Here is a 21,829-nt window from a genome sequence, read left to right on the forward strand (position 1 = left end):
AGCCTTACGCGGTCTGCTGCGGCACCAGACCGCGTAAAAATGATGGATCGACAGCGCCCGTCAGCTTGAGGGCACGATTTTCTTTGATCGCCCCGAGATCGGCTGGAGCAATATCCTGATGACCTTCGAGGGTTTCGACCGCCATCATCATGCGGCGGCCCTCAATATTGGGCAGCGGAATAATCTGGCCGGGTTCCATGCGCACACAGGCCCCAAGGCTCAATTCAGAGCGGTCCAGGATCGCGGCAATATTCACCGTTGAGGTCAAAACCGTCTGACGCATCTGATCGGTCCCGCGCAACCCATTCAGCTTTCCCGCGCTATGGCCATGCTTGGCGTGATCGCGCGCAAGCTTACGTAACGCTCCAAGTTCAAAAACGAGCTTTATCCCGGCTTCAACGCCCTCAAGCGCGAACACATAAGCAATCACCAGATAACGGCTGTCGGATTCAAATCCGCCGGGCGCCAGAGGGAAATCAGTTCCAAAAGACGGGCTTTCTTCGCCTGTATCTTTCGGGTTATCGGAAAAGGCTTTCGCCACAGCGGCCTTGATCGCGCCGAGCGGCTCTTCACAGATCAGCCGCAGCAAAAGGTCTGATAGTTCAGCAATCGCCTCTGGTTGGTCGTTCAAGCGCTTGGCCGCATAGGCCCCGGCGCAACTTGTATCCATTGCAACGATAGAAAAACCAGCAGATGCAGCGGTAACCAGAACCTTGTCTTCAGCCAGATCAGCTTTGACCTCCTCGGCAGACATCACCTTGCGCTGCTTCAAGGTCGGCTCCATCGCCGCGCCAAAAGCAGTCTTACCCCATGCCGCCACAACACCCTGCGTCATGTCCCAGAAATCCTGCCAGCCTAACAGGCTTGGCGGAATCCCGTGACTAAGAGTCGTCTTTTTCTGCAGCAATGGAGTCATGAATCACCAATAGAGAGAAATTGGTTACCAGAACCCTACGCCGGGAAACGTCACGGTTATTAAAAGGTTACAAAGCCCGGAAAAATGCGTTGCTCTTCTTTGCGCTATTTTGGGCTTTTCTCTGTATCTCTCTCCATAACCGATGAGAGCAAAGACCTATGAATGACAATGCGCTGGGCGAAGAAACGCCTATCATCATCAAACGCAAGAAAGTGGTTAAGGGCGATGACCACCATGGCGGCGCCTGGAAAGTGGCCTATGCCGACTTCGTAACCGCGATGATGGCCTTCTTCCTTTTGATGTGGCTGCTCAATGCGACGACTGAAGATCAGCGCAAAGGTCTTGCCGATTACTTCAACCCAAGCATTCCGATCAGCCGGATTTCAGGCGGTGGATCCGATGGCTTGAATGGCTCCTCGATCTTTACAGAAGACACTCTGGCCGAAATGGGCACCGGGGCCTCACGGCAAAAGTGGGAAGGTAATGAGATCGAGAACCTGAGCGAGGAAGCGCTTGAGGGCCGTCTGCAGGAGTTGAAAGACGCCATGATGAAGGCCGACAAGAATCTGTCGACCCATATGGACATCAAGATGTCGCCTGAAGGCATTGTTCTGGAGCTGATTGACTCCGAGGACGCCTCTTTGTTTGCAGTCGGCAACAGCAACCCAAATGATTTGCTGGTCACGCTGCTGACCACTGCCGCTGGTTCCTTTGACGGCTTTGGCAATGATCTGAAAATTGTCGGCCATACGGATAACCGCCAATTCCGGACCGAGAGCGGTTACGATAATTGGAGCCTGTCAGCAGATCGCGCCAATACCGCCCGGCGGATCCTGGAAGAGCAAGGCTTTGACATGAGCCGTATCCGCGAAGTTTCAGGCCGCGCCTATACAGAGCCGCTAATCGTGGAAGATCCCTCTGCCCCACAAAACCGGCGGGTTTCGATCGTGATCCTGACCCGATAAAGGGTTGAAAAGACACCGGAGAAATCCGTTATCACGATCTTAAGATATCGCGGGCAATTTTCTGTAATACGATTGCAGGAGCAACCCGATGACGATATCTTCTTCCCTGAACGCAGGGGTGATGGGGCTAAACGCCAATGCCACACGCCTAGCGACCATTTCCGACAATATTTCGAACTCAGCCACACCCGGTTTTAAGCGAAGCTATACCGACTTTTCGAGCTTGGTTCTACAACAACGCAGCGCCGCTTATTCGGCTGGCGGTGTTCGGGTTCAGACCTTTAAAGATATCGCCGCTCTTGGGTCTCTGATCACTACCGGTAACTCCACAGACCTTGCCATTGATGGGCGAGGCCTTTTGCCCGTCACAGATGGCACAGGGGTCAATTCCCTTGCCGCCGACCGCCGTCTTATGATGGTTCCAACCGGCTCTTTCACGCCTGACAAGAATGGTAACCTGCGCACTGAAAGTGGTCTCTTCCTTATGGGGTGGCCTGCGGATTCAACCGGTACTGTCGGCGCCGTCAGCCGTAATAGCGGTATCAACCTCGAGCCTGTGAATGTTGGCGCGTCGCAATTCACCGCTGAACCAACAACACGGGTTAATCTTGGCATCAACTTGCCTGCCGAAGCGACGGAGCCAGGCAGCTCAGGCGATCCGTTTAGTCTACCAATCGAGTATTTTGATAATCTCGGTCGCTCGCATACGCTTAGCCTCAATTTCACGCCAACGCTTGGGGCCACAAGTGCCTCAAACCAATGGACGGTTGAAATCTTCGACAGCGCTGGGGATCCAACTACCAGCATTGGTGGTCTCAACCTCGAATATGATGATAGTGTCGCCAATGGTGGCCGCCTCCTGACTGGAGCATCCACAGGCGGGGCCAGCTATAACGCAACAACTGGTTTGGTTACCGTGACCCTGCCTCATGGCGATGTCGACATCTTCATCGGTCGCCCGGGTCAGGACGAAGGCATGAGCCAGCTGGCCGCACCCTTCTCACCGACCAATGTGACGAAAGATGGATCGCCAATTGGTGACCTCCAGTCGATTGAAGTTGACGAACAAGGCTTCGTGCAAGCCATTTATGATACGGGTTTCCGTCGAACTCTGTATCAGATCCCGGTGGCTGACGTCCCGAACATGAATGGGCTGCGCGCTCTGAATGGACAAGCCTATTCAATCTCCGCCGATAGCGGGGATCTTTATCTCTGGGATGCTGATAGCGGCCCAGCCGGTGCGGTTTCAGGCTTCAGCATCATGGAATCGACCACCGATATCGCTTCGGAACTGACTGATCTGATCGAGACGCAACGCGCCTACTCTTCAAATGCCAAGATCGTCCAGACGGTAGACGAGATGCTTCAGGAAACGACGAACCTGAAACGATAGGCATAGTGTGAAGGCGACCTGACCGGTGAGCATTTCTTCCGCCCTCAACGCCGCACAATCCGGCCTGACTGCGAGCAGCAGACGGGCCGATATTGTTGCCAATAATGTCGCGAATGCGTCAACGCCGGGCTATGTCCGGCGCTCGGTCAGCCTGAGTGAAGCACTGGTCAGCGGTAACACAGGCGGGGTGAAGGTTACTGGCATTAGTCGGTCGAGCAATGAGTACCTGGTTGGCGAACGACGCAGCATTGGCAGCGACCTGGCTAAGGCCGACTTACTCTCTTCGGTCTGGGGTGATCTCTCCAGACGCGTTGGCGACACTGCGGATGGGCCTGGCCTGTTCAGCGCCATGTCACGCTTTGAATCCTCTCTCTCAAAGGCGGCGCTCTCGCCGGAATCGGGCGTTGACGCCCGTGGTTTTATCGATGCCGCCAATGACCTGATCCAGGAACTGAAAACCCTGTCCGGCGTGGCCGTCGATATGCGCGCCGAAGCTGACCGTGAAATCGCTGTCGGCGTTGAGACCGTGAATGATGCCCTGAAGCAGATTCAGGAACTGAACACCAAAATTACCGGCACGGACCGGAACTCCAATTATGCTGCCACGCTGATGGATGAACGCCAGCGGATCATGGACACGATTTCCGAGTATATTCCCGTTAAGGCGGTCCCGCGCGAGTTTGGCACGATTGATGTTGTGACCGATCAAGGTGTGTTCTTGCTGGCCGGCACAGCCCGCGAAATCGAGTTCACCCCGAGCAATGTCTTCACTCCCTCTCAAACTCTGGCAGGCGGTCAGCTCTCAGGCCTGACCGTCGGCGGCGTGGACATCACACCGGGAGCCAGCTCCTATGGGGCAATCTCAAGTGGCGCGATGGGTGGGCTGTTCCAGCTCCGTGATCAGGACTTGCCCGCCTTTAGTGATCAGTTGGATGCGATTGCCAATGATCTGGTCACTCGCTTATCGGATGACTCTATCGATCCGACAAAGACACCGGGTGATCCGGGCCTGTTCATTGATCCTGATCCAACCGCTGGGGCTGGCCTTGCCGCCCGCCTGCAACTCAACCCGGCCGTGGATGAAGCGCAGGGCGGAGAAATCTGGCGTCTGCGTGACGGTCTTGGTGCTGTTGCCGAAGGGGACCCGGGTAATGGCACGATCCTGAACAACATGCTCAATGCAATCACCGCGATCAATACGATCAACACAAGTGGATTGCAGGGCCAGTTTTCAGTTGCCGATCTGACCGCGCATTTCTCGTCTCTGACCGGGCAAACCCGGATTGGGCACGAGTCCGTTCTCTCATCGAACCAGTTCCAGTATCAAACCGTCATCGAGGCCGAGCAATCTGAATCCGGTGTCGATATCGATGCCCAGATGCAGGAGTTGCTGCTGGTAGAGCAGGCCTATTCGGCCAATGCCCGCGTCATTGAGGTCGCGAGCCAGATGATCAATACCCTGATGGAGCTGTAAGACTATGCCTTCGCCGATCTCCAACAGCATTCTCTCAACCGTTCTCGGCCCGACTATTTCGAGCATGCGGGATCGCCTTGAGGTCGCTTCGAAAGAGTCCGTGACGGGCCAGCGCGGTGATGTCACGCAACATCTGGAAGGTCGCATCGGCAAGGCCATGATCGCCCAGAAGGCTCTGGACGACCTGACCCTGCAGCGTGACCAGCTCAGCCTGCGCGCCACGCGGCTGGAAGTCGCCCAGACCCAACTCGAATTCGTCCAGACGGCAAGCTCTGGCCTCGCGGTTGAACTCAATACGGCCCTGAGCTCGGAAGACTCGCGCGCCCGCAGCCTCGTCGCCAGTGATGCCGAAAGCTCTCTGGAGCAGATTTTCGCGTCATTGAATGCGCGACATGGGGATCGCTTCCTGTTCTCTGGAGATGCGACCGCGACGAACCCGCTCGGTAGTCTTGAGACCTTGCTCGACGATGTTCGCCAGATCGCCATTAACGCGCCTGATGACGCGACATTCGCAACCGACCTCGATACCTATTTCAATGATCCGGCTGGCGGCTGGCATCAGACCATCTATCAGGGCTCGGACAATATCTCTGACCCGGATGCTGTCAGTGCCAATGACCCGGCCATCCGGCAATTGATCCAAGGGCTCGCCGTTGTTGCGATTGCCCAGCCTGATTCAGGCATACCTCTACTCGACACCTCTACGGCTCCGCTTCAGGCAGCCAGTTATGATATTCTCTCTGGTGAGACCAATCTGACGAATCTGCGGGCCGAGCTTGGCCTGATTCAGGAACAGGTCGAACGCAAGGCCGACACCCTGGATGTTGAGGAGACCATTCTTACGCAAGCCTTCAATACTCTGACGGCGCGCGACCAGTATGAAGCTGCCACAGAAGTGAAGCTTCTCGAAGCCAACCTGCAGGCCGCCTATCTCCTCACCTCGAGGATATCTGACCTGTCCCTACTCAACTATCTGAGGTAATCCCATGAAGTGGCTTTGCCTATCTCTCCTTATCGCTCTGGCCATCCCAACCAGCTTTGTCCCCGCAAGTGACGCGCAGACCCGGATACGGGACATTGTCGACGTCGAAGGCGTCCGTCAGAACGATCTTGTCGGCTACGGCATCGTGGTCGGTCTCAACGGCACAGGCGATTCCGTACGCAATGCGCCGTACACGGAAGATACCCTGTCTGACATGCTCGACCGGCTTGGTGTGAATGTTCAGGGTGAGGCCATTCGCCCGAATAATGTCGCCGCCGTTCTGGTTACCGCCACCCTGCCCTCTTTTGCCCGCACAGGGTCAACCATCGACATCAGCGTCGCGTCTATCGGCGATGCCAAGAGCCTTGAAGGTGGCACCCTGATCCTGACGCCGCTGAAGGGCGCCGATAACAATGTCTATGCGGTTGCGCAGGGCAGCATCATTGTCAGTGGTCTGGACGTACAGGCCGAGGCCGCCCGCGAGACTCGTGGCACGCCGACAACCGGCAGCATCCCGGACGGGGCCCGGATCGAGCGTGAGATCCAGTATGACTTCAACCAGAACCGCACCTTGGCACTGGCGCTGCGCAATCCGGATTTCACCACGGCAGCTCAGGTTGAAGACACAATCAATGCGGCTTTCGGGCGTCCGGTCGCGGTGATGCGCGATCCCGGTACGATTGATCTGTCTCTGACCTCATTCAATGCCAGCCCAGCCCGCATTGTTGCCGATATTGAGAACCTGCCCGTCACGGTCACCACACCGGCACGGATCGTGATTGATGAGAAGTCCGGCACGATTGTGTTCGGTGAGGATGTCAGCATTTCCCGCGTTGCGATTGCTCAGGGCAACATCTCGATCAAAGTCAGCGAAACCCGTGTGGTCTCACAGCCGAACCCGTTTGCCCGCGGCGAGTCTGTCACCCTGCCACGGTCCACCATCACGATTGAGCAGACCGGCAATGGCAATATTGCCATGCTACAGCCCAACTCGACCTTGTCGGAACTGATCCGCGGCCTCAACGCTCTTGGTGTTGCCCCGCAGGAGATGATCGACATTATCCGGTCGATGAGCGCTGCAGGGGCCCTGCACGCGGAATTGGTGATCCGCTAGGCCGTTTGATCAGCCTGACCCTTACGCATTTTAAGCAAATTCAGTTTATGCGCCTCGGCGCCTGGACCTAAGCCGCTGCGGCGGTCTCAGCAGGGGCGGCTTCCGCTTCGCCTTTGGCTTTCGGAACGACCTTGATCGCCCCCTGGCGCTTAAGCTCCAAGAGCTTGGACAGGAAGGCCCGGCGCGTGGCCTCGACCTCTTCCCCGGACATTTTCGGCGCGTCAGAGATCTCATCCTGATACTGCTCGGCCATCCGGGAGGATGTGTTGGACAGCATATGGTCCATCGCCGCCTGCGCATCACCCTGCATGGCGGTCAGGAACTTGACCATCTCTTCCATTGCGACCTCACGGAAGATTACAGGTACAGCTTCACGCGGCAGTGTGGCTGGCAAGTCTTCCAGTGTGAAGACGGACTTCTGGATACTTTCCAGCTTGGCCTCGTGCTCTCGTTGCAAGAAGGCAAACAAGACATCACGCTTGCCGGATGGGATCAGGCTGAGCATCTCGCCAACCGATTCCAGATAGCTCTCATCTTCTTCTTCCGCGCCTTGCTCACTATTGAGGAATTCCATCTCGATCATGCGACACAGGATGCCATCAATCGCCGGGTCTTCGTCCTCGGCATGCACCAGAACGCCCAGAACCGGCTCCATCTTGGCCTCAGGCAAGTCAGAAATAATCTCAGACGCCAACGCATTCGGCAGCTTACGCAGGATACGGGCAATCAGGTTCGGAGTCAGAGAGCCAAGATACTCGGCAAGCTGGCCTGGCGACTTGCTGGCCACACGCTCCCAAACAGACCCTGTATCAATCGTTTCAGTGGCGGCCTCAGCATCCTCATCCATATTCTCTGGCTCAACCTCAGGAGTGCCAAAGCGCGCTGTAACAATCCCCTCAATCAATTCCTTGGTGTTGACCCGGCCACCAAGCAGCGCACCGGAAGAGCCACGCAGGCTGCTGAGGAATTCCATGACCACTTGGGTGACTTGCTCTTGCGGCATTAACGAGACGTCTTCCAGAGACGCCTGAACGCGCTTGAGCGCTTGCTCATCCAGCTTTTCCAGTACCGAACGCGCGGCATCTTCCTTAAGCAGGGCAATCACGATCGCGGCGCGTTGAGCCGGCGGGATAACCGGAGGGGCTTGTGGAGCACGGCGATCAATAGCCATCAGGAATAACCTCTTAAAAGCGCTTCAGTAATATTCAGCCAGCCATCCGCGAGCACGAAGAAGCCGAGTTTAAATGGCAGGGAAACAACCGTCGGGGGCACCATCATCATCCCCACAGCCATCAAGATTGACGCCACAACCAGATCGATAATCATAAAGGGTAAGAAAATTACGAACCCAATCTGAAAAGCGTGCTTGATCTCAGACAGCATAAATGACGTCGACAAGAGCGCGAAAGATGCCTCGCCGCCCTCGGCAACCGGGCGGTTCACCGCCTCTGACAAAGCCGCCAGAGTGCCCGGATCGACACGGTTTTCCATGAAGTTCCGGAACGGATCACTGGTCGCGGCCCAGGCCTGCGCCTCTGTCAACGTGCCCTCCATATAAGGGTTAACGCCCTGTGCCCAGGCTTCCATGAAAACCGGTTCCATAATGAAAAAAGTCAGGAAGATGGACAGCGCCATGATCATCATGTTCGGTGGGGCCTGTTGAACCCCGATCGATTGCCGCATGATCGAGAAAACGATCACAAAGAAAGGCAGGCACGTCACCATCATCGCAATGCCAGGGGCCAGGCTCAGCAAAGTGATGACGAGGAAAAGTTGAACAACGGTGCTGCTCAACCCAGCTTCGCCATTGCCTTGTAAAAGACCGGTCAGGTCATCACCGCTTTGCGGCAAGGCTTCTTGTGCAAAACTCTGCGGCACGAAAAACCACAGAGCAACAAGCATCAGCCCAAAAAACAATATAGCAGGTCGCAGCCTTCTGCTGCGGACGACGCTAGCCATTGCTGTCCTCCGCAATTTCGGTGATGCGCACCGCTAAGCCTCCGTCCTCGCCTTCGATCAACTCGCCAAGCGCGATCACGCGACCTTCGACGATCAGCTCAACCGGCCCATCAATTGGGGTGGCCAGCGGCAGAATGGCATCTTCCTGCAAGTCCAGCAGTTCACTGACACTGATTTTCTGACGCCCGACAGAGACGGTGACAGAGACCGGCACACTGAAAATAGAGCGGCGATACTGGTTCTCCGGGGAGCTGTCGCGGCGATCAGCGTCCGGGGCAGCTTCTGGTGCTGCTTGATTAGCAATATCAGCCATTCTGGTCGTCCTTATCATCTAAAGGGGCAGGCAAATAACGCGCCTTACACGCGGCGGTCAGTGCCTTGAAATCAAAATCATAGCCGCCATGGTCCCAGGCGACTTCAACCACGCCATCGCCCAGTGCCGGCTCAACTTTCAGAAAGAATGAGGCGGGCATGTCATCGCTGTGGGCGAGCGCTTCTTCAAGCGCCAGCGAAACATCAACAGACGTTGAAATCGTTACCTCAGCGGCACTACGCGGCAACAGATCCGGAATATGACGGGCAAGTTCATGGCCGAGGAATTCCCGGCTCAGCTCTGGAAACAGCTCTTCGGCCATTGCCCGCATCATCACGACCGCTTCCTGCTTGGCCAGTTCCTGAACCTCGACACAGGCCTGTTGCAACTGTTTTGCCGCCATCTCTGCCGCGGCGCGGGCGGCCTGCAATTCTTCGACAGCCTGCTGTTTTTCCTGCGCAAGCGCTTCGACGCGTTTGGCATCTTCGGCAAGCGCCTTGGCCGCATCATCGTCGTGTGGGGGCGCACTCACATCAGCAGCCGCCTCAGGCGCGGCCGGCGATACAGCGCGCGGGTAATCACCAAACTGTGGCGGGTTTAGAAAAGATTGCGACGGACGCGCCTGTGGCTGCGCGTCCGTCGCTTCAAACTGTAGCAGGTTGGCGAAAGCGGACTCACTCATTCACGGCCACCTTGCGGTCTTCCGCGAGCCATTGTTCCAGTAAGGCTGCGGTCTCATCCTGACGTTGTGCGGCATAATCCTGCAGGTAATTGATCGGATTGGCGGCGTCCTCACCATTGGCCAGCGGATCATTTTCACCGGCACCCGCAGCAACGGCCTTATCCCCGGCGGCAAAGATCGGCCGGATCACGCCCAGCGCCAGAGCGATCACCACCAGAGCCAGAAGAACCATCTGCACACCCGACCAAAGGTGCTGCTCGATCAAACGCTCGACCATGCTCGGCATCGGGGTCAGCTCTGCCACTTCGATGGGGCGGAACGGCATCAGCTCAACCGTAACAACATCTCCGCGATCGGCGTTCAGGCCCGCACTTGTCGCAATCAATTGCTCAAACTCGGCAATCGTCGATTGAATAATCGCCTCAGCATCCGGGCTATCCTGCAGCCCCAAAGCCGTCTCGTTCAGCAAGACCGCGACGGAGATTCGCTTCACTTCACCCGGCAGGCGTTCTGTGGCCACGCGGGTTTCGTTAAACTCATAGGCGACGCTTTCAGACGAATTGCGCACATCACTTGCGCCGCCACCGCCTGCGCCCGCACCATCCGGCAGGTTGCTGGCTACGGTCAGGCCACCACCGGCGGCATTGGTGCTGGTTTCGCTGGTATCATTGACCGTGCGCTGGCGAATAACCCGCGACTCCGGATCAATCCGAACCGATTCAATCCGCTCCAGCTCGCGCGTGACGTCTACGGTCGCATTGACGCGTGCATTGCCGGGGCCAAGCCGCGCCTCCAGCATGCTCATAATCTTCATTTCCAGCGCGCTGGCTTTGTCTTCGGCCATAATACCCGGCATCTGTGCTTTCGAGGTATTTGGCCCAATCAGGATGCCATAGCGCGAATCAATCACCGCCACATCATCCGGGCTGAGCGCTGGCACGGCGAGTGCGACCATGTACTGGATGCCCTGAGCCTGAGGCTGCGACAGATCCCGGCTGGAGGTCAGCGTGACTGAAGCAGTTGGGTTCTGCTGGGCCCGTGTGAAGCCAGAGCGCAAGTTAGCGCCAATATGGACCCGTGCGGACTCAACCCCGGGAATGGCCAGAATGGTTCGCGTCAGTTCACCTTCCTTCGCGCGCCAATAAGACGCCTTGTACATTTCGGAAGTGACCGAGAAACCATTCACATCATCGAGCAGTTCATACCCCTTAACCGAGGGGCGCGGCAGGCCCTGCTGGGCCAACGACATACGAATGCGATCGCGCGCGCTTTGCGGCACGAAGATCGCGTCCTGCCGAATTTGGTAACTGACGCCCTGCTTGTCCAACTCACCCATGATCTCGCCGGACCGCTCGCTATCAAGCCCCGAATACAGCAAGGACATGGGCTCATTCATCGCGCCCCGCACCATGAACATCATCGCCAGAACAACACCCAAGACGGCCCCGGCCAGCATCAACTGTCGTGGCAAAGGCAATGCTTTGAGCGTCTCCAGGAATTTCATGGTCAGGCGGCCTCCAATGGCGAATCTGGTTAACCGATTGCACAGAATTAGTAATAAATGTCTTAATAGTTCCTTTACCAGCCGCTGGTCTAAGGCGTGTATTGAACACGATATCAGAGGGGCTGATGAGCGAGACAAAAGAGACTCCCGAAGCACCAGAAAAATCGTCGGGCGGACTAGGCATGATTGGGCTAATTTTGCTCGGCGTGGCGGCCATGGCGGGGTCTTTTGGCGTATCTTTCCTATTGAATGAACCTGCTCCTCAAGCGGTTGCAGCCTGTGAGCCGGTCACCGAGGCAACGGAAATCAAGCTGACGAAAAAGGTTTCCGCTGATCAGCGCTATGTTGAACTGGATGAAATCCTGATCACCATTGGCAGCGCTCCAGCGAACCGATTCCTGAAGATTAACGCCTCAATCGTAACCAACGCGGATTCGGTTAAGGATGTTGAGAAGGCCAAGCCATTGCTCATCGATTCCTTTAACTATTATCTCCGCTCGGTTGAGGTAAGCGACTTTGAGAACCCCGCTTTCTATCCGCACCTTCGTGAACAGCTTGGCCGCCGGGCAGAGCTTGTCCTTGGTGGCGAAGCCTCGCAAGGCGTTCTGATTACTGAGTTTCTGTTGAGGTAGCGCCGTGGCTTTTGAACCGTCCGACATTGCCATCTTCCTGATTTCGGCCGCCGCTTGCATTTACTGCATCGTGCTTAGCCGTCGCCTGAAAGCCTTGCAAAACACCAAGGATGGTCTTGGCGCGACGATTGTCGCGTTTTCAGAGTCGATGTCGGCTTTGTCTGCCTCCACCAATGAAACGCGCGCGCAGGTCTTGCAGCTCGCCAATCGTCTGCCCCCGCTGATCACTGAGGCCCAACAGGCCTGCGAAGCCCTGCAAGTGGCCATGGACACGCTTGAAGCCCGCAATGACGCGATTACCGACAAGCTCGGCACCTCGCATGATGAGCTGGAGGCAATGATGCGCAAAATGCTCGATGCCTCGGTTGAACGTATCGTTGAGATGCGCACCCTGCTCATGGAGTTGCAGAACATCTCCGCGACCATCCCGGCTGTATCAGCGCCCGATATCGATACCGGCACAATTCCCAACCGCAAACAGGCAGGCCTAGAACATGATCTCTTCTAAGTCCAAGACCTCAAACGTCCTTCTCACCCTCGGCATCCTGTTCACGCTGGGCGGGGCCGCGCGCTTCCTGCCCGCTGCGATCGCCACAGCGGAGGATGGCCCGGAACCGAAAATTGCCGCATCAGTCTCCGCTGCGCAGACCGCCTCACTAGTCGTTTCCGATACAGAAAAGCTACCGAGCCCATCAACAGGTGCCCCTGATGAAGTTTGCCTGACCGGAGAGGCCGCAGAGGCGCTGACTGCCGACAAGAAACGGCTTGAGGAAGAACTCGCCGCTCTAACGCAGAGCCAGCTCGAACTTACCCTTTGGGAAGCCGAACTGGAAGCTCAGGCCCGCGACCTCACCGCCCTGCGTGATGAGCTGGATCAACGCTGGGCCGACATGCAGCGCGTCTCTGATGAAGACTTGCAGCACCTCGCCAAAATGTATGGCTCTATGAAGCCCTCACAGGCCGCCCAGATCTTTGACCAGATGGACCCGGCCTTCGCCGCAGGCTTCCTGCGTATGATCAATAGCGATCAGGCTGGCCTCGTTCTGGCGCAAATGGACGCCAGCAAGGCCTATACGGTCAGTGTTGAGATGGCCAACAAGAATGGCGACATTCGCAACGCCAGCGATTAGCCTGCCGCTCGGTCAGGTCTTTCACCTGCGCTGTCCCTTGGTACACTCACGTCATGGACCTGACAGCAAATCCCGCCCTTGAGCCGTTCCGCGCCGAAGTTCGCAGCTTTTTTGAACGCGACTTTCCCAAGGATATCATTGAGAAAACCGCGCGTGGACAAAGCCTGACCACGGCTGAAGTGCGCAAATCCGAGATGGCCCTCGGTGCCAAAGGCTGGCTCGCCTCGGCCTGGCCGTCTGAATATGGCGGGCCAGGCTGGAGCCTTGAGGAACAATACGTCTTCGATGAAGAGCTGGAACGCGCAGGCGTGCCAACCGTCACCCCGATGGGCGTCATCTATGTCGGTCCGATCATCTATACGTTTGGTTCTGATACCCAAAAGGAAAAGTGGCTTGAGGGTATCAGCTCTGGCCGCGATGGCTGGGGTCAGGGCTATAGCGAGCCTGAAAGCGGCTCAGACCTCGCCTCCCTGCAATTCTCCGCGGTGCGTGAGGGCGATGAATACGTGCTCAATGGCACCAAGATATGGACCAGCGCCGCCCAGCATGCGGACTGGATTTTCCTGCTCGCGCGCACCTCAAGAGAGGCCAAGAAACAGGAAGGCATTTCCTTTATCTGTTGCGAAATGGACCGCCCCGGCGTTTCCTTACACCCCATCATCACGATTGATGGCAAACATGTCCTCAACTCGGTAACGTTTGAGAATGTCCGCGTGCCCGTCGATTACCGCATCGGCGAAGAGGGTAAGGGCTGGACCTATAGCCAGTTCCTGCTTGGTTTTGAGCGCACATCCTATGCCCGGATCGGCGGCAAGCGAAAGCAACTCTCGCATATTCGCCGCCTCGCCAGCGCCGAGCCGACCGGGGGCAATACTCGCCTCATCGATGATGAAGCCTTCGCTCAGAAACTCACAGCCGCAGACATGGCCGTCGATGGCCTTGAAATGACCGTCCTGCGCGTCCTCTCAGCGGTCAAGGATGGCGGCAGTCCCGGCAAGGAAGCCTCAATCATCAAAATCCTCGCCACCGAAACCGCCCAGCAGATCACCACGCTCTATCTTGATCTCGCCGCCGCACATGGTCAGCGCAAGTTTGCCGACAGTGTCAGCCCGGACTGGACCGGGCATACCGCCTATGCCGCTCCCGGCGTTGCCACCTATCTCGGCACCCGCGCCCAGACCATCTATGGCGGCACCAATGAGATTCAGAAGAATATCATCGCCAAGCGCGTACTGGGTCTATAACTAAACTTCGATAAAATTTCAGGGACCTGCAAAAGTCTTGGTTCACGCGATTGCGGCATATTTGTCGCCCAGGCGGGGACAAGTATGAAGCATGTCTACATCAAATTGAGACGGAACGAAGATGGCAATATCATGCCTATCTTCATAATTTGTCTGACCGCTATACTGGCATTGATTGGGGCCAGCCTCTCCCTCAACATGGACTCGCGCGCAGCTCTGCAGCTTCAGCGCACGACGGATGAAGCTGCTTTGAGCGGCGCGACAGCCTTTATTGCCAGCAACAAGCTGAAAGTCGAAGACCGCCTGCAAGATGCCAAGGATCAGGCCCTACGCGCTGCCGAACAGAATGCCGCCTATAAGCTTAGCGATTTCGATGTGCTCGCCGCCTCTGATGATGCCTTCAAGCAATCGATCAAAATGGCTGTCGAGGTTGAATTTCAATCCGTCAACGCTGCCGCTGGCCTGACCGGGCGCAACGCCAATATTGATATGCGTCGCCGCGCAGTTGCCGAAGCCGTTCGGGGCTTTCCACTCTGTATTCTGACGCTCGGTGAAACAGGTCGCGGTGTTCGTCTGCTGACTAGCGGCCAGCTCACGGCTGAAAACTGCATCATCTGGTCAAACTCAAAGGATCGGGAATCAATCTCCCTGATCAATGGGAAGCTGGTCGCGCGCGGCATCTGCACGGCTGGTCGCGTCAAAGGCGAAAATCGCGCAAGCCCGAAACCGGAAACAGGATGCACGCAAATCCCTGACCCCCTCGCCGGCTTCTCCGTCGCCGTGCCACAGACATGTGATCACACCAATTTCAAGTTCCGCCGGAAGCGAAGCTATACGCTCAAACCGGGTGTCTATTGCGGTGGAATTGATGCCTGGGACATGAAAGATGTCTCCTTTGAGCCTGGCATTTATGTCATTCGTGACGGGCCGCTTAGCCTGAATGCTAAATCACCGATTGAAATTGACGGGGTAACCTTCCTTCTGGATGGCAAACTCTCCGGTATCGCGATAAACGGAGATGGCGGCGTGAAGATGCGCGCGCCAGTAAAAGGCGAAACCGCCGGGATCGCCATCGCACAGATCGTCCCCCGTACAGAAGACATCAAGCGCGCCTACATTCAAGGTAAGCTCGACCTTCAGGGTCTGCTTTACCTGCCATCCTACCATATGACAATCCGTCAGGGCGGTGGCGGCCGCACCAAATCCCCTTACATTCAGATGGTCGTTGATCGCATAAATCTGTATGGCAATGTTGAGCTGAACATCGATTTCGACCCGACCAAGACCGAACTTCCCGTCGTTATTCAACCTGAGCGCACCGCTAGGCTTATTGAGTAGTTAAGTGAAACTGGAACTTCTGCTCAATTCTGAAGCAAATAATTTCACAATTTCAGATATATAGCAGGTATGGAAAGGCGGAAATTATCTTCTGTAACGGCTTGGGCACGGGACGTGTCCGGCAGCGTCATGCCGATGTTCATGATCTGCATCGCGGCTGTGTTGGCGCTTGTTGGCGGCACAGTTGCGCTTTCCATGGATACGCGCTCAGCCAACAATTTGCAGAAAACCGCCGACAGTTCAGCTCTGGGCGGGGCTATTGCTTTCCTAAACTCAGATATGCCGAAAGTGCAGGATCGTCTGGAAGCCGCCAGAGTGCAGGCCCAATCCCTGGCCAATGAGAATGCCGAACATAGCCTGACGGATATCGATATCGGGGCCGTCTCGGAAGACATTTATGGTCAGAAACTGAAAATCGCTGTCGAGGTTCAGTTCAAGCCGGTCAATGCTGCGGCCCGCATGTCAGGCCGCAATGCCAATGTGGATATCCGCCGCCGCGCCGTCGCATCCGCGACCTGGGGCTTCCCGCTCTGCGCTCTCGCGCTCTCAACCGAGCAGTCAGGGATTATCCTGCGCGACCAATCGGTTCTCAAAGCAGCAGACTGTATCGGCTGGGCCAACTCCAAGCGCCGCAACAGCATCATTCTACGTAACAAGGAAACCATTATCCGTTACCTCTGTGCAGCCGGGCGCGCGCGCATTGGACGCCGGATGAATGTTGATAATCTGGTCTCTGAACACTGCGATCAGATTGACGACCCGATGGCGAGTTGGACACCCCCAGAACCAGATATGTGCACCAAGCCAACTCTGTTTAAGCCTCCAGCCCGCTATTTGAAGCAGAATAGAACCCCCAAGGAAAATGAGATCAAAGACTGCTACAATACAAATGCGGGCCTTGATGGAAACTGTGGCTGGGGCAATGATCCGAATACAGCAAATGACAATCTGACCTTCGGTCTGTTCGGTACGCTTGAAGAGGCGTCCGAGGCCGGGAATGCGCTAAATGAGTTCTACCAGCTCTCCCTCGTCGATAATGCCCCACTTGAAAGCTATGCGGAGGATCGCGTTTTCAGTGTCGTCACAGACAAACTCTCACCGGGCACCTATTGCGGTCTTGATGTCGCCTGGGGGCATGTCGAAATGCAGCCAGGGGTCTATTTCATAAAAGGCGCGCCGATGACGGTCCGTCGCAAAGCTACGCTGACCGCTGATGGAGTAACCATCATTTTCGTCGATCAGGGCGCGTTCCTGCGTGTGTCCGATCAGGCCCAGTTTAAACTGACCGCTCCGGAAAGCGGCCCAACGGCAGGCATCGCGCTGGCCGAAGACAGACAAACGGCCAAAGGCAATGAGCACATGATTTCACGCTTTACCGGGCAAGGGAAAGTCAGTTTGGTTGGCCTGATCTACCTGCCAACGCAGAACTTCTTTTTCTCCGGTAATGGCACAGGCGAGCAGACCTCCCCACTCCTACAGATCGTAGTCAACCGGCTTGCTATGCTGAACAATTCCAAACTGAAAATTGATTTCAAGCCGGAAAAAACCAGCATTCCGGTGCTGATCGAGCCAAGACGTGAAGCCCGCCTGATCGAATAAAAGAAAAAGGGCGATGGTTCATCCACTTAGAACCATCGCCCAGTTGAAGAAACGACAGGTGCAAGCCGTCTCTTACTTCACCTCGTCCACCACAATGAATTGTGGGGCCTCAGCGAAACCCATGAATTGCCCCATCACAGACTGAATGGTTTCCCCGCCCATATCCTCGGCAATGAACCCTTCAAGATCAGTGATCGCGAACGCCTCGATGTATTGAACGCTCGGCTCACCCTCCCCCATCAGCAGCCGCTCAGCGCGATAGGTCCGGAAGTCATCGACCCGCGCAAGACCGCGCATTTTCGGATAATCAATATCGCGCACCCAGGCCTCAAAGTCCTCCGGGGTCACCCCATCCTGCAAGCTGTAAATCAAAATCAGATTGACCGACACATCGGCCTCGGTCGCTGCAGCTGGCTCCGCCTGCGCGAGCGCCACCGTTTGCGCGCAACCAGCCATGATCAGGCTGGCCGCGGCGAAACCTGCCAAAGCACGTTTCATCATACCCTCTCCTCCTGAAGGCAGTATGCATTGATCTGATCGCGCCTCATCCCCCCTAGGGGGGACGTTGATGGCCGAACTCTATCGACTCAAAATCGCCCGCACGGCCCCGCGACAAAGAAGCTTGTGTTATTTTCCACGTTTTTCCTTGCCCCCCACCCCGACTCCTCGCTATACGCCAGCCGTTTGCCCGCACCCTGACCAAACAGTGCAAGACGAGGAAAAAAAGAGATGCCCAAACGCACCGATATTCAGTCCATCCTCGTCATTGGTGCCGGCCCAATCATTATCGGTCAGGCCTGCGAGTTCGATTATTCCGGTGTGCAGGCGATTAAAGCCCTGAAGGATGAGGGCTACCGGGTCATTCTGGTTAACTCCAACCCGGCGACCATTATGACTGATCCCGGGCTGGCGGATGCGACCTATATTGAGCCGATCACGCCGGACTTTGTCGAAAAGATTATCGCCAAGGAAAAGCCCGACGCCCTGCTGCCAACCATGGGCGGACAAACCGCTCTTAACTGTGCCCTCGCCCTTGATCAGGCGGGGGTTTTGTCAAAGCACGGGGTCGAACTGATCGGTGCCCGCGCAGAAGCCATCAATATGGCTGAAGACCGCAAACTGTTCCGCGAAGCCATGGACCGGATTGGCCTCGAAAATCCGCGTGCCACCATCATCTCCTCACCGAAGAATGAAGATGGCTCCTATGACCGGATTACCGGCCTGAAGAATGCCATGGACGCAATCGATTATGTCGGCCTGCCCGCCATCATCCGCCCGGCCTTCACCCTTGGTGGCACAGGCGGCGGCGTGGCTTACAATATCGAGGAGTATGAAGAGATTTGTCGCTCGGGCATCGCAGCCTCCCCGGTCGCGCAAATCCTCGTCGATGAAAGCCTTCTGGGCTGGAAAGAATATGAGATGGAGGTTGTCCGCGACAAAGCCGACAATGCCATCATTATCTGCTCGATTGAGAATATTGACCCAATGGGTGTCCACACCGGTGACTCGATCACCGTCGCCCCGGCCCTGACCCTGACCGACCGTGAGTATCAAGTGATGCGGAATGCTTCGCTCGCCGTTCTGCGCGAGATTGGTGTGGAAACGGGTGGATCGAACGTCCAATTCGCAGTGAACCCGAAAGATGGCCGTCTGGTTGTTATCGAGATGAACCCCCGGGTGAGCCGCTCATCGGCCCTCGCCTCAAAAGCCACGGGCTTCCCAATCGCCAAAATCGCCGCAAAGCTGGCCGTTGGTTATACGCTCGACGAACTCGACAATGACATTACCGGCGTCACCCCGGCCTCATTCGAGCCAACGATTGATTATGTCGTCACCAAAATCCCGCGCTTTGCGTTTGAGAAATTCGTTGGCGCCGATCCGGTCCTGACCACGGCGATGAAATCGGTCGGTGAAGCCATGGCGATTGGCCGGAACTTTCAGGAAAGCCTGCAAAAGGCACTCTGCTCCCTCGAAACCGGCTTAAGCGGCCTGGATGAGATGGCGTTCGATACAGAGAACGCCCTGCGCGCCAAGCTCGGCCAGCAGACCCCGGACCGCCTCCGCGTCGTCGCGCAGGCCTTCCGTATGGGGCTGTCTGTCGAAGACGTTTACGCTGTTACCAGCATTGATCACTGGTTCCTGCGCCAGATCGCCCAGATCGTTGCTGTCGAAGACGATATTCGCCGCGACGGCCTGCCCACCACACGCGAGGCCTTTACCAGCCTGAAAGGCATGGGCTTCTCCGATGCCCGGCTGGCTGAGCTGACAGGGCAAACCGAAGCGGACGTTCGCGCCGCCCGCCACGCCCTGAATGTGCGCCCGGTCTATAAGCGGATCGATACGTGTGCGGCTGAATTCGCAGCCAAGACACCCTATCTCTACTCAACCTATGAGCACCCGGCTTTTGGACAGGCCGAAGCCGATTGCGAAGCGCTGCCATCGGATCGCAAGAAAGCGATCATTCTGGGCGGTGGCCCGAACCGCATCGGGCAAGGGATCGAGTTTGATTATTGCTGCTGCCATGCCGCCTTCGCGATGGCGGAGATCGACATTGAATCGATCATGGTCAACTGTAACCCGGAAACCGTCTCAACCGACTATGACACTTCTGATCGCCTTTATTTCGAGCCGCTGACCGAGGAACATGTCTCCGAGATTATTCATAAGGAACAGTCCAAAGGCGATCTTGCTGGCGTGATTGTCCAGTTTGGCGGCCAGACCCCGCTCAAGCTTGCCCAACCGCTTAACAAGGCAGGCATCCCGATCCTTGGCACCAGCCCGGACAGCATCGACCTTGCCGAAGATCGCAAGCAATGGTCAGCCCTGCTTGCCGACCTTGGCATTCAGCAACCGCCGAGCGCCACAGCCCGCAGCGTTGAGGAAACCCTCGAAAAAGCCGCAGAGCTTGGCTATCCAATCATGCTGCGCCCATCTTTCGTCCTGTCCGGAACCGCCATGCGGATCTGTCATGGCGACGAAGATGTCCGCGCCTATGCCGAATATGCGCTCTCCGTCTCTGGCGATGCCTCCCTCTTCCTTGATCGCTATCTCTCCGATGCCATCGAAGTTGACGTTGACGCCCTGTGCGACGGACAGGATGTCCATGTCGCGGGCATCATGGAGCATATTGAAGAGGCCGGCGTGCACTCCGGGGACAGCGCCTGCGCCCTGCCGCCCTATACGCTCGCGCCAGCCATCATTGGCCGCCTGACCGAGCAAACCATTGCGCTTGCCAAGGCGCTGAATGTCAAAGGCCTGATCAATATTCAGTATGCGGTCAAAGGCGAAGATATTTATGTCCTCGAAGCCAATCCGCGCGCCAGCCGGACCGTGCCTTTCGTGGCCAAAGCTGTCGGCGCGCCAATTGCCCGCATCGCAGCGAAACTGATGGCCGACAAACCGCTAACAGACTTTGACCTGCGCCACGCCAATCCAAAACGCGTCGCAGTGAAAGAAGCCGTCTTCCCATTTGCGCGCTTTGCCAATGTCGACCCCCAGCTTGGCCCGGAAATGCGTTCAACCGGCGAGGTTATGGGCTGGGACGACGATTTCGGCGCCGCCTTCCTGAAATCCCAGATTGCCGCAGGGGTCAGCCTGCCAACCTCTGGCACGGTCTTTGTCTCCCTAAAGAATGGTGACAAGCAGGATGTCCTGCCCGCTGCTCGCAAACTGATCGAGATGGGCTTTAAGCTGGTCGCCACGACCGGCACCCAGGAATTCCTGAGCGAGCATGGCGTTGAGGCCGGGTCCGTCCGCAAGGTCATCGATGGCCGCGACAACATTGTTGACGACATGATCAACGGCAAAATCGATCTCGTTTTCAACACCACTGAGGGCATGCAATCGCTGGAAGACTCCAAGTCGATCCGCCGCACCGCCGTGGTCAACAACATCCCCTATTTCACCACGCTATCGTCTTCGGTCGCCTCGGTGCAGGCGATTGAGGTCAAGCGCACACGCGATCTAACGGTGCGATCCTTGCAAGACGCCTGATCAGCAGTTTAAACTGCAGGCCTTGTAACGCAGCGGCAGTCACACCACTTGACGCCAATCGATTTTGATCGGACGCTCCATCCAAAGAGTAACGGTATATATCCAATGCAAAGAACACCTATGACGGTCGAGGGCCATGCCGCCCTTGAGGAAGAATTGAAAAATCTTAAGTCGGTCGAACGCCCCGCGGTGATTCAGGCCATCTCGGTTGCCCGTGAGCATGGCGATCTTTCAGAGAATGCTGAATACCACGCCGCGAAGGAAAAACAGTCCTTCATTGAAGGCCGCATCGTCGAGCTGGAAGACAAGCTCTCGCGTGCTGAAGTCATCGACATGAGCAAGATTAAAGGCTCAAAAGTCGTGTTCGGCGCAAGCGTAACCATCATCGACGTCGACACTGAAGAAGAGTTTACTTACCGCATCGTTGGTGAGGATGAAGCCTCTATCCGAAACGGTAAAATCTCCAACACCTCGCCTATGGCCCGCGCCCTGATTGGCAAGGAAGCTGGCGATGAAGCTGAAGTTGCGGCCCCCGGCGGGGCGCGCGTTTATGAAATCGCAGACGTGGCTTTTCTTTAAGCTGTAAAACGC

Annotated in this window: 20 protein-coding genes; 13 read left to right on the plus strand and 7 right to left on the minus strand. The window is 56.6% G+C overall.

Annotated elements, in window-relative coordinates; all coding sequences use genetic code 11:
• Positions 1-4: 4 nt before the first annotated feature.
• Complete coding sequence (locus RYZ27_RS12045) at positions 5-916, minus strand: FliM/FliN family flagellar motor switch protein (RefSeq protein WP_406679761.1); 912 nt, start codon at positions 914-916, stop codon at positions 5-7.
• Between the two features lie 158 nt (positions 917-1,074).
• Between RYZ27_RS12045 and RYZ27_RS12050 the strand changes: the two genes are divergently transcribed.
• The 5 genes from RYZ27_RS12050 (at position 1,075) to RYZ27_RS12070 (ending at position 6,844) form a co-directional block, all read left to right on the plus strand.
• A complete protein-coding gene (locus RYZ27_RS12050; RefSeq protein ID WP_406679762.1) occupies positions 1,075-1,881 on the plus strand; it encodes a flagellar motor protein MotB in 807 nt (268 codons plus the stop codon).
• An 88-nt stretch (positions 1,882-1,969) separates the two neighbouring features.
• Positions 1,970-3,274, plus strand: coding sequence for a flagellar hook protein FlgE (locus RYZ27_RS12055; protein WP_406679763.1), 1,305 nt, complete (start codon positions 1,970-1,972; stop codon positions 3,272-3,274).
• Between the two features lie 25 nt (positions 3,275-3,299).
• A complete protein-coding gene (gene flgK, locus RYZ27_RS12060) occupies positions 3,300-4,748 on the plus strand; it encodes a flagellar hook-associated protein FlgK (protein WP_406679764.1) in 1,449 nt (482 codons plus the stop codon).
• Positions 4,749-4,752: 4 nt separating this feature from the next.
• Positions 4,753-5,730, plus strand: a complete 978-nt coding sequence (locus tag RYZ27_RS12065; protein ID WP_406679765.1) for a flagellin — start codon at positions 4,753-4,755, stop codon at positions 5,728-5,730.
• A gap of 4 nt (positions 5,731-5,734) precedes the next feature.
• Complete coding sequence (locus RYZ27_RS12070) at positions 5,735-6,844, plus strand: flagellar basal body P-ring protein FlgI (protein WP_406679766.1); 1,110 nt, start codon at positions 5,735-5,737, stop codon at positions 6,842-6,844.
• A gap of 67 nt (positions 6,845-6,911) precedes the next feature.
• Here RYZ27_RS12070 and RYZ27_RS12075 read toward each other — a convergent pair whose 3' ends face one another.
• Genes RYZ27_RS12075 through fliF form a run of 5 tightly spaced genes read right to left on the minus strand, consistent with a single transcriptional unit; the run spans position 6,912 to position 11,302 of the window.
• Complete coding sequence (locus RYZ27_RS12075; RefSeq protein WP_406679767.1) at positions 6,912-8,015, minus strand: FliG C-terminal domain-containing protein; 1,104 nt, start codon at positions 8,013-8,015, stop codon at positions 6,912-6,914.
• On the minus strand, positions 8,015-8,746 hold the full coding sequence (locus tag RYZ27_RS12080; protein WP_406679768.1) for a flagellar type III secretion system pore protein FliP: 732 nt from the start codon (positions 8,744-8,746) through the stop codon (positions 8,015-8,017). The genes RYZ27_RS12075 and RYZ27_RS12080 overlap by 1 nt, the downstream gene beginning before the upstream one ends.
• 49 nt (positions 8,747-8,795) lie before the next feature.
• On the minus strand, positions 8,796-9,116 hold the full coding sequence (locus RYZ27_RS12085) for a FliM/FliN family flagellar motor C-terminal domain-containing protein (RefSeq protein ID WP_406679769.1): 321 nt from the start codon (positions 9,114-9,116) through the stop codon (positions 8,796-8,798).
• The gene (locus RYZ27_RS12090) at positions 9,109-9,798 is read right to left on the minus strand and encodes a hypothetical protein (protein ID WP_406679770.1); all 690 of its coding nucleotides are present in this window, start codon (positions 9,796-9,798) and stop codon (positions 9,109-9,111) included. Before RYZ27_RS12090 ends, RYZ27_RS12085 begins: the two co-directional genes overlap by 8 nt.
• Positions 9,791-11,302 (minus strand): flagellar basal-body MS-ring/collar protein FliF, encoded by a 1,512-nt coding sequence (fliF, locus tag RYZ27_RS12095; protein ID WP_406679771.1) that lies wholly within the window; start codon positions 11,300-11,302, stop codon positions 9,791-9,793. The genes RYZ27_RS12090 and fliF overlap by 8 nt, the downstream gene beginning before the upstream one ends.
• Positions 11,303-11,427: 125 nt before the next feature.
• Between fliF and fliL the strand changes: the two genes are divergently transcribed.
• The 6 genes from fliL to RYZ27_RS12125 all read left to right on the plus strand — a co-directional run bounded on the left by fliL (position 11,428) and on the right by RYZ27_RS12125 (position 17,245).
• Positions 11,428-11,934, plus strand: a complete 507-nt coding sequence (gene fliL, locus RYZ27_RS12100; RefSeq protein WP_406679772.1) for a flagellar basal body-associated protein FliL — start codon at positions 11,428-11,430, stop codon at positions 11,932-11,934.
• Between the two features lie 4 nt (positions 11,935-11,938).
• Positions 11,939-12,442 carry a hypothetical protein gene (locus RYZ27_RS12105; RefSeq protein WP_406679773.1) on the plus strand — a complete coding sequence of 168 codons (504 nt, stop codon included), beginning with the start codon at positions 11,939-11,941 and terminating at the stop codon, positions 12,440-12,442.
• The gene (locus RYZ27_RS12110) at positions 12,429-13,064 is read left to right on the plus strand and encodes a MotE family protein (protein ID WP_406679774.1); all 636 of its coding nucleotides are present in this window, start codon (positions 12,429-12,431) and stop codon (positions 13,062-13,064) included. Before RYZ27_RS12105 ends, RYZ27_RS12110 begins: the two co-directional genes overlap by 14 nt.
• Before the next feature lie 53 nt (positions 13,065-13,117).
• Entirely contained in the window at positions 13,118-14,308 is a 1,191-nt protein-coding gene (locus RYZ27_RS12115; protein WP_406679775.1) for an acyl-CoA dehydrogenase family protein, read from the plus strand.
• Between the two features lie 132 nt (positions 14,309-14,440).
• Positions 14,441-15,646: a Tad domain-containing protein gene (locus RYZ27_RS12120; RefSeq protein ID WP_406679776.1), complete on the plus strand. Its 1,206-nt coding sequence runs from the start codon at positions 14,441-14,443 to the stop codon at positions 15,644-15,646.
• A 69-nt stretch (positions 15,647-15,715) separates the two neighbouring features.
• Positions 15,716-17,245: a Tad domain-containing protein gene (locus tag RYZ27_RS12125; protein ID WP_406679777.1), complete on the plus strand. Its 1,530-nt coding sequence runs from the start codon at positions 15,716-15,718 to the stop codon at positions 17,243-17,245.
• Between the two features lie 72 nt (positions 17,246-17,317).
• Here the strand turns inward: RYZ27_RS12125 and RYZ27_RS12130 are convergent, their stop codons facing one another.
• Positions 17,318-17,746, minus strand: a complete 429-nt coding sequence (locus tag RYZ27_RS12130) for an REDY-like protein HapK (RefSeq protein WP_406679778.1) — start codon at positions 17,744-17,746, stop codon at positions 17,318-17,320.
• A gap of 228 nt (positions 17,747-17,974) precedes the next feature.
• On the opposite strand from RYZ27_RS12130, the gene carB reads away from it, so the two are divergent.
• Together carB and greA are read left to right on the plus strand one after the other, a co-directional pair.
• Positions 17,975-21,238 (plus strand): carbamoyl-phosphate synthase large subunit, encoded by a 3,264-nt coding sequence (gene carB / locus RYZ27_RS12135; protein ID WP_406679779.1) that lies wholly within the window; start codon positions 17,975-17,977, stop codon positions 21,236-21,238.
• A 105-nt stretch (positions 21,239-21,343) separates the two neighbouring features.
• The gene (gene greA, locus RYZ27_RS12140) at positions 21,344-21,817 is read left to right on the plus strand and encodes a transcription elongation factor GreA (RefSeq protein ID WP_406679780.1); all 474 of its coding nucleotides are present in this window, start codon (positions 21,344-21,346) and stop codon (positions 21,815-21,817) included.
• The last annotated feature ends 12 nt before the right edge of the window (positions 21,818-21,829 follow it).

The sequence above is a fragment of the Hyphomonas sp. FCG-A18 genome (assembly GCF_045287255.1).
Taxonomy (GTDB): domain Bacteria; phylum Pseudomonadota; class Alphaproteobacteria; order Caulobacterales; family Hyphomonadaceae; genus Henriciella.

Coding starts and splice junctions, on each gene's coding strand:
- RYZ27_RS12045 (WP_406679761.1), bottom strand. CDS start 916: ATGACTCCATTGCTGCAGAAAAAGACGACTCTTAGTCACGGGATTCCG.
- RYZ27_RS12050 (WP_406679762.1), top strand. CDS start 1,075: ATGAATGACAATGCGCTGGGCGAAGAAACGCCTATCATCATCAAACGC.
- RYZ27_RS12055 (WP_406679763.1), top strand. CDS start 1,970: ATGACGATATCTTCTTCCCTGAACGCAGGGGTGATGGGGCTAAACGCC.
- RYZ27_RS12065 (WP_406679765.1), top strand. CDS start 4,753: ATGCCTTCGCCGATCTCCAACAGCATTCTCTCAACCGTTCTCGGCCCG.
- RYZ27_RS12070 (WP_406679766.1), top strand. CDS start 5,735: ATGAAGTGGCTTTGCCTATCTCTCCTTATCGCTCTGGCCATCCCAACC.
- RYZ27_RS12075 (WP_406679767.1), bottom strand. CDS start 8,015: ATGGCTATTGATCGCCGTGCTCCACAAGCCCCTCCGGTTATCCCGCCG.
- RYZ27_RS12080 (WP_406679768.1), bottom strand. CDS start 8,746: ATGCTTGTTGCTCTGTGGTTTTTCGTGCCGCAGAGTTTTGCACAAGAA.
- RYZ27_RS12085 (WP_406679769.1), bottom strand. CDS start 9,116: ATGGCTGATATTGCTAATCAAGCAGCACCAGAAGCTGCCCCGGACGCT.
- RYZ27_RS12090 (WP_406679770.1), bottom strand. CDS start 9,798: ATGAGTGAGTCCGCTTTCGCCAACCTGCTACAGTTTGAAGCGACGGAC.
- fliF (WP_406679771.1), bottom strand. CDS start 11,302: ATGAAATTCCTGGAGACGCTCAAAGCATTGCCTTTGCCACGACAGTTG.
- fliL (WP_406679772.1), top strand. CDS start 11,428: ATGAGCGAGACAAAAGAGACTCCCGAAGCACCAGAAAAATCGTCGGGC.
- RYZ27_RS12110 (WP_406679774.1), top strand. CDS start 12,429: ATGATCTCTTCTAAGTCCAAGACCTCAAACGTCCTTCTCACCCTCGGC.
- RYZ27_RS12115 (WP_406679775.1), top strand. CDS start 13,118: ATGGACCTGACAGCAAATCCCGCCCTTGAGCCGTTCCGCGCCGAAGTT.
- RYZ27_RS12120 (WP_406679776.1), top strand. CDS start 14,441: ATGCCTATCTTCATAATTTGTCTGACCGCTATACTGGCATTGATTGGG.
- RYZ27_RS12125 (WP_406679777.1), top strand. CDS start 15,716: ATGGAAAGGCGGAAATTATCTTCTGTAACGGCTTGGGCACGGGACGTG.
- RYZ27_RS12130 (WP_406679778.1), bottom strand. CDS start 17,746: ATGATGAAACGTGCTTTGGCAGGTTTCGCCGCGGCCAGCCTGATCATG.
- carB (WP_406679779.1), top strand. CDS start 17,975: ATGCCCAAACGCACCGATATTCAGTCCATCCTCGTCATTGGTGCCGGC.
- greA (WP_406679780.1), top strand. CDS start 21,344: ATGCAAAGAACACCTATGACGGTCGAGGGCCATGCCGCCCTTGAGGAA.